We start from the raw sequence: 7,023 nt of genomic DNA, 5'->3' as shown, positions 1-7,023 counted from the left end.
AAAAAATAGGGAATTGGGAAAGCCCAAAGTCACAAGGACAATATATTGGTGCCGTTACGGAGATAAAAGCGAATGGATACGTGATCGAAAATCATGAGCTTTTGAACAACGGTGATGGATTGTATTTTATAAACGAGGAAGGTGTTGCTGATGGAGTACAAATAAATATTATTGTTAATGATATTGTCGTTCCTAATTCGTTTAAAAATATTGCTGTTGGAACGGTGATTTATCGTAATTCTGATGCCGAGTTTAATCGCATTGTTGAAAAAGAAAATGCAGCAGTTCGTAAAATTGGAGTTAGTCTTCGTTTTTCGGAAACACCAACCGGATTTGAGCTTACCGTAGTTGATGAAGACGGACATAAGAGCGTTGCTTCGTTAGTCACTGAAAAAGAAGTTGCAAAAAGTGAAGAATCAGTTATTCCTAATATCAGTAAAAATTTAGCTAAAGTAGGAAACACGCCTTTTATCGTGGATGATATTCAAGTTGAATTCGAAAGCAACTGGTTTTTACCAATCTCGAAAGTAAATGAGGTTCGAAGAACGGCACTAGAGCAATTGATAGATATTCGGATAAAAGAGTACCATAGAGAGGAGTTTCAAATCACCAAATCAGATATTCCGTATCCAACTGAAAAATTAGATTTCACCTTTAACGTTTCTAATAAATTAGCCCGTGCTTTTTATAAAAGACATGGTGTTACCGAGATTGAAAAAGCATTCGAATTGCAATGGGATCCTGGAAAAGCTCGTGTCATGACTACCAAGTACTGCGTGAAGTACGAATTAGGAAAATGTGCTCGTTTTCAAAGAGCAACAATGGGAGAAAAGGTTGTAGAGCCGTTGACTTTAAAGCATGGCGATAACGAGTATAAGTTAAAATTCAATTGCAAGCCTTGTGAAATGGAAATTTGGGAAAAAGATGCCGAATTTGAAATTGTAGATCAGGATGAACAATTGGATTATGTGAAGAAACGGTAGTTGATATCGTTTTTGAACTATAAAACGATTTGAAAACAAGTATATTATTGGCAAACCACAGCAGCAATGTTGTGGTTTTTTTGTTTTTATGAGCTAGGAGCAATCTCTTTTTGTTGCTTCTGTTGTTTGGATTCTTCCTTCGTCAGAATGACAAATATCAAGGTAGCGTTTTGGTTGCGCTTTTATGCGTTTAGTTTGTTCTTCTGAGGGAGCGAAACCCGAGCATTAGCGAATTGGCGCATCAACCTCTTTTTGTTGCTTCTGTTGTTTGGATTCTTCCTTCGTCAGAATGACAAATGTCAAGGTAGTGTTTTGGTTGCGCTTTTATGCGTTTAGTTTGTTCTTCTGAGGGAGCGAAATCCGAGCATTAGTGATTTGGCGCAGCAATCTCTTTTTGTTGATTCTGTTGTTTGGGTTCCTCTTAGGTCAGAATGATAATTTTTAGTTTTGATGGTTAGACTATACCAGATAGAATTTTAAAATTTATTATTTATTTTAACTCTTTTTTTCAAGTAAACGGCATTGTATAAACTCCAAGGAATTACAACAATAAGAAGTTTAAAACTTGTTAAATGTATTTTTCCACTTATGAAATAACCAATGGTACTAAATAGTATTGGGAGCACGATGGATACAATCAAAATTGCAGCATATATATTCAGGAACGATTTTAATTCTTTTTCAGTCTTGTTTGAATATAGTTTTTCTAACATGTTTTTATTTTGTGGTTTGATTTGCTATGGTGCAGGATGAGTTAAACTAGTTTGTACCATTTTTCGTTACTCACTGATTACTTATTCAGTCTTTTATTTTTAGTTATTTCTAGAGATTTTATTGATCCTACAGGAGATATTGTTATATTTTTATTTCCTTTTTCTACATAAAAATAATTAGAGCTGTTTGAGCCAATTAAATATATTTCTTTTGTTTGGTCATCGCCAAAGGTCATTTTATAATTATACGTTAATTCATTGTTGGAAATTTTTTTTGCCACTTTACTACCTTCTCCCCAGCCTATTCCTACAAAAAAGCATAACAAATTAACTGCGATCATTCCAATAAAAACCTTGCTGTAATATGTTTTTACTTCTTCTTCGGTTATATCAGCTAAAGGTTTTTTAGAATTCACTTTTGCTTTGATCCGATCCTTATGAAGGTTTTTGGAAATATATAAACCTATTAATAAAAATAAAGAAATAAGTATTATGACCGCTATAAGAAGAAGTGGTGTTGAAGTCAGATCAGCAATTGGACTGATTAAAATATCCATGATGTTTGAATATTTCAAAATATTTATTCCCACTTGGTAATAGTAAATGCTCTCTTTCATTATTCCAAGAACTACTAAGTATGTATACCCAAATGGAATAATTTTTTGTATGATGTCGCTAAGTTTCATTTTTATTTACTGATAGGTATATTGTTAGTAATGTAAATCAAATATACTTATTTTTCCTATATGTAGTATCCTTAGCCCAGATAGCAGTGAAAATCCTTTTTAGGAGCGTTTTTTAGCGACTAAAAAGATTGTAACGAATAGCTGGAAATAGCTCCAAAAAAACCGCAAACTCACAGGGATAATCTGCGAATTTGCGGTAAATAAATTTTGTGTTCTTTACTTTTAAATAAAAGTTTTAACAGTGCTCGTTGTAAGCGTCTTGTAGGTTCTCAGCGATCATTTCAGCTGGACGACCTTCAATGTGGTGACGCTCTAACATGTGTACTAATTCTCCGTTTTTGAACAACGCCATAGATGGTGATGATGGAGGAAAAGGGAACATTTGTTGTCTTGCTGCATCAACCGCTTCTTTATCAACTCCTGCAAAAACAGTAATTAAATGATCTGGTTTTTTAGCACCATCTAAACTCATTTTAGCTCCTGGACGTGCGTTTCTTGCTGCACAACCACAAACCGAGTTTACTACTACTAATGTTGTTCCTTCTGCTTTTATTGCGTTTTCTACTTCTTGAGCAGTATGTAAATCTTGAAACCCTGCAGTTGTTAATTCAGCTTGCATTGGGAGTACCATGTCTTGTGGATACATATCGTTATATTTTAAATATTAATTTTGAAATGACAAAGTTACAAAGAATCTACTCAATTACTTATTTTGGATTATAAAGTTTTGTTATAGTTCGATAACTGCTGTACTGTTTAAAAGTACCGTTTAGAATGAAACAATGCCTTTATAAAAAGCCATTTTGGACAGCGTATAATAACGTTTAGGTCTTCTAAAAATGATGTTTCTTCATCTAAAAACTTAAAAATTACCGCCGGACTTCCTTTTTTAAACATTGCCGAGAAGATACTAGAACCCAATTCGTTTTTTCGATCAAGTATGTCCAAAAGTAGCAAGTCATAAAACCAAAACTTTGTTTTGCGATGAAACTGTTGTACATTTTTACCTTGTTCTAGGAATGCCACCAATTGCGTCGAGTATTTGTCGGAGTTTTTAAAAGTATAGCCTGTGCTTGCTTTGGTCCAGCCTCCAGCGGTTCCAATATTCAATACTTTTTGCGTGTTTTTTTTCCAAAAAGGGTAGCAGGTCATGGGAATACTTCCTTGCTCTTTTTCGATAATTTCATAGTTAGTAACTCCTAATTTGTCGAGGTATTCTTTTATAGCATTCTCGTACTCGGCTTTCGCCAAAAGGTCATGCGAAAACAAGGTATATTCAAGTAATGCTTCGGTTGGTGAAGTAGGTAGTACATACATAAAGCGTGTGTTCCCTTTTTGGGCAACCGAGAAATCCATGAATGTCGCTTGAGTTGGATTTAAAACGGCTTCCTCTGTTTTTACAAACCACCCAATAAAGTGCTGTTGTAAAACGGGAAACTTAGTTTGTGTTTCGGCTGCAGCCTTGTTGTAAATACTATTAAAAACGGTTGAACAAGTGAACTCTGCTTTGTCCGTAGCAACGTATACATGGTTTTTTAGCTCATTAATGTCGGTTACTTTTTCGTTTAAAAAAGTAATGTTGTTTTCTTTTGATAAGGTATCAAACACATGTTTGTAAAAATCCAATCCTAAAACGCGGTTGTATTGGTAGGGTTGTAGCGTCAAATCACGACGGTAGTTTTCATTAGCAAACAAAGCCGAAGCCCATTTTTTAGAGATGATTGGTTCCCAAATGGATTTTTCTTTCGACCAAAAACACCAGGTACGATCATTCGTTTTTTTACTGTTTTCATCCAATAGCAAAATAGTTTTGTTTTTGAATTTTCCTGATAGCACCATTTTGTAGGTTGTCATCAAAGCGGCTAAACCGGAGCCAGTAAAAATGTAATCGTAGTGTTTCATATAGGGTTTTCGAAATTTATCCCAAAAATAGGGATATTATTTTTTAAGCTGTAGCCAAAATTATAATAAGCTATTTTTTATAGTATTTATTTGGGGTAATGAGTTTGTAAAACGTATGGCATTGGTTTATTAGTTAGCCACAGATTTTAGGATTTATTAAGGATTTTTCTTCTGGTTACATTAAGTATAAAATACTCTGTGGTAATCTTTTTAATTTGTGGCAAAAGGTTTTTGATTTTGCCACAGATTGTACGATTTGTAAAGGATTTTTCTTGTGGTTATATCAATTATAAATTAATCTGTGCTAATCTTTTAATCTGTGGCAAAAGGTTTTTGATTTAGCCACAGATTTTAGGATTTATAAAGGATTTTTCTTCTGGTTACATTAAGTATAAAATACTCTGTGGTAATCTTTTTAATTTGCGGTAAATGGTTTTTTAGTTAGCCACAGATTTTAGGATTTGTAAAGGATTTTTCTTCTAGTTATATTGATTAAAAAATAATCTGTGGTAATCTTTTTAATCTGTGGCGAAAGGTTTTTGATTTAGCCATAGATTTTAGCATTTATAAAGGATTAAGTTAAAATGCAATTGTGTTTGAATTAATAGGTGCTAATTTTTTAGTGCTATCTAGCTCTTTTGAAAATCTGTGAAATCTGTGAAAATCTGCGTGAAAAGACAATGCCCGCAGATTTTATAAAGGATTAATTTAAAATACAATTGTATTTGAATTAATCGGTGCTAATTTTTTTTATGCTATCTAGCTTTTTTGAAAATCTGTGAAATCTGTGAAAATCTGCGTGAAAAAACAATGCGCGCAGATTTGGTAGATAGTACTTCAGATTTTAATCTAAATAAAAGTCAGCATCGCATTATCTAAAGACCGTTTGCTTTGTACAGAATGGAAAGCATTTCCTTAGCTCGAATAACCGAATGCTGCTGAAATAGTATCGATTGATCTGTTCCTAAAATGGTTAAAGTTGGGTAAACAACTTGATTATCTATGGTAGCCAAGGCCGTGGCCAACTCATGAATTCCGGTATTTGTTCCGTTGGGCTTAAAGTAAAAGCTGTGGCCTTGATAGGTAATTGGCTCCTTAGTCTCGGCGTCAAAGGACACGAAGTAAAAATTAGTATTCAAGGCCGTAACGACCTCTTTGTTTTTAAAGGTACTGTTTTCCATAAGCTTGCAATAGGTACACCATGAGGTATGGACGAAAACTACAATAGGTTTTGGGTTCTGTTTTGATAATTGCTCTGCTTCCGCAAAAGTATACCTCTTTAATTGTGCAAAGCCAGAAGTGATAACGGTCAACAGAAACAAAAATGTAAGCGCAGTTTTTTTAGTTAATAGGTAATGCATATCAGTGCTGTTTTTTTTGAAATGTATAATTTTAAATAGGATAGTCTCTGTAGTTATGCTTAAAACCAGTAAACTTATATGACTTATATGTTTTAAAAATCATTGAACTAGATAAGTAGACAATTATTTCAAAGTATAACGCAATCCAAAAAAACCACGTATGCCTTGATTGGGTCCATACACATAAGAGGGATCAAAGCTGAGGGCATAAGGGTTATCTGGCGTAGCTTGGACATTTCCATTTCCATCAAATTGTACATTGCGGTCAAATGGATCGTTTGCTCTAGCGATAATAAAGGGATTCCCTGTGTTAGGTGTCCAGTTCAATAGGTTTTTTACACCGCCGTAAATTTCAATATTTTTGAGTTTGTTAAAGGTAAACTGAATATTTTGAATACTCCATGTGGGCGAATATTCCCGTCTTGGATCTAAGTCTCCCAATAATGGCAAACGCATTGGTCCGTAAACATTTCCAGTATAATCAACATCAAGAAATAATGTATTGATGCGGTACGAAATTGCCCAAGTAGCCGAGAATTTTTCGGTTAGTATTTGGTTAGTAGTGATGCCGTTTTCTGTTTTGGAAACATCCATAAAAGTAGCACCCAGAATCATTTTTAATCCATTGTTAAAAACAAAGTCAATATTGGTGCTAATTCCTTTAGTGACAGCTTTACCATCTAAATTCCGATAGATAATTTGGTTTGGATTGGTATCATAATCGGGGATGATCGAATTACTAAAACGAGTGTACCAGGCTGAAGTTTCTAGACCAATGAAGTTTCCGTTATTAGTGTAAATCTTTTTTAGATAATTAATATTGGCGTTAATAGAACGTTCTGGTTTTAAGGCTTCAAGAACAATAACGTCTCTCGACCCTGTTAGTGCGGCGTGTTCTTCGGTAAAAAGATTCACGATTCTAAAACCTGTTCCGGTATTGAAGCGAAAAATATTGTTATCATTGATTTTCCATTTATAAGCAAACCTAGGAGTAAATATACTTCCATGATTGTCGTTGTAATCGTAACGCGCACCTAGCAATATATTATGGTTGTCGTTAAAAGCAATTTCGTCTTGAACAAACAAACTCGGAATCCAGTTTACATCTTCGGTTATTGTTGCAGTGGTATTATCATTGTAGTATTGATAGCGCAAAGCAGTTCCAAAAAGCAAATCGTGATTACTTATTTTTTTATCCCAAGTCAATTGTCCAAAACCGATGTGCTGTTGGGCTAGATACGGAATGTCTCCGTAAACCGAGTTTTGGTCGTGATCCGTATAAGAGAACGAAAACAACATTTTTTCTACCGTAGGTAACTCGTAGGCGCCCAATAGCTCCCAACGTTTGGTATAAATACTTTCTCCATATACTTGGTCG

At 34.3% G+C, this 7,023-nt stretch carries 6 protein-coding genes; 1 reads left to right on the top strand and 5 read right to left on the bottom strand.

All coding sequences use genetic code 11. The annotated features are described in order from the left end of the window. On the top strand, nucleotides 1–983 hold a 983-nt coding region (locus P8M54_RS14955; protein WP_300288824.1), incomplete at its 5' end, for a DUF3656 domain-containing protein. A gap of 790 nt (nucleotides 984–1,773) precedes the next feature. On the opposite strand, the gene P8M54_RS14950 is transcribed toward P8M54_RS14955, so the two are convergent. From P8M54_RS14950 to P8M54_RS14930, 5 genes are all read right to left on the bottom strand, one after another. Next, the gene (locus P8M54_RS14950; RefSeq protein WP_300288822.1) at nucleotides 1,774–2,382 is read right to left on the bottom strand and encodes a hypothetical protein; all 609 of its coding nucleotides are present in this window, start codon (nucleotides 2,380–2,382) and stop codon (nucleotides 1,774–1,776) included. 235 nt (nucleotides 2,383–2,617) lie between these two features. Then, nucleotides 2,618–3,028: a BrxA/BrxB family bacilliredoxin gene (locus P8M54_RS14945; RefSeq protein ID WP_300288820.1), complete on the bottom strand. Its 411-nt coding sequence runs from the start codon at nucleotides 3,026–3,028 to the stop codon at nucleotides 2,618–2,620. A 110-nt stretch (nucleotides 3,029–3,138) separates the two neighbouring features. Next, on the bottom strand, nucleotides 3,139–4,284 hold the full coding sequence (locus P8M54_RS14940; RefSeq protein ID WP_300288818.1) for a lycopene cyclase family protein: 1,146 nt from the start codon (nucleotides 4,282–4,284) through the stop codon (nucleotides 3,139–3,141). Between the two features lie 875 nt (nucleotides 4,285–5,159). Further along, entirely contained in the window at nucleotides 5,160–5,645 is a 486-nt protein-coding gene (locus P8M54_RS14935; protein WP_300288816.1) for a thioredoxin family protein, read from the bottom strand. 123 nt (nucleotides 5,646–5,768) lie between these two features. Further along, a partial coding sequence (locus P8M54_RS14930; RefSeq protein WP_300288814.1) for a TonB-dependent receptor occupies nucleotides 5,769–7,023 on the bottom strand: 1,255 nt, incomplete at its 5' end.

It is taken from the genome of Flavobacterium sp., assembly GCF_029242675.1.
Classification (GTDB): domain Bacteria; phylum Bacteroidota; class Bacteroidia; order Flavobacteriales; family Flavobacteriaceae; genus Flavobacterium.
This window is presented reverse-complemented; position numbering and strand designations above follow the sequence as displayed.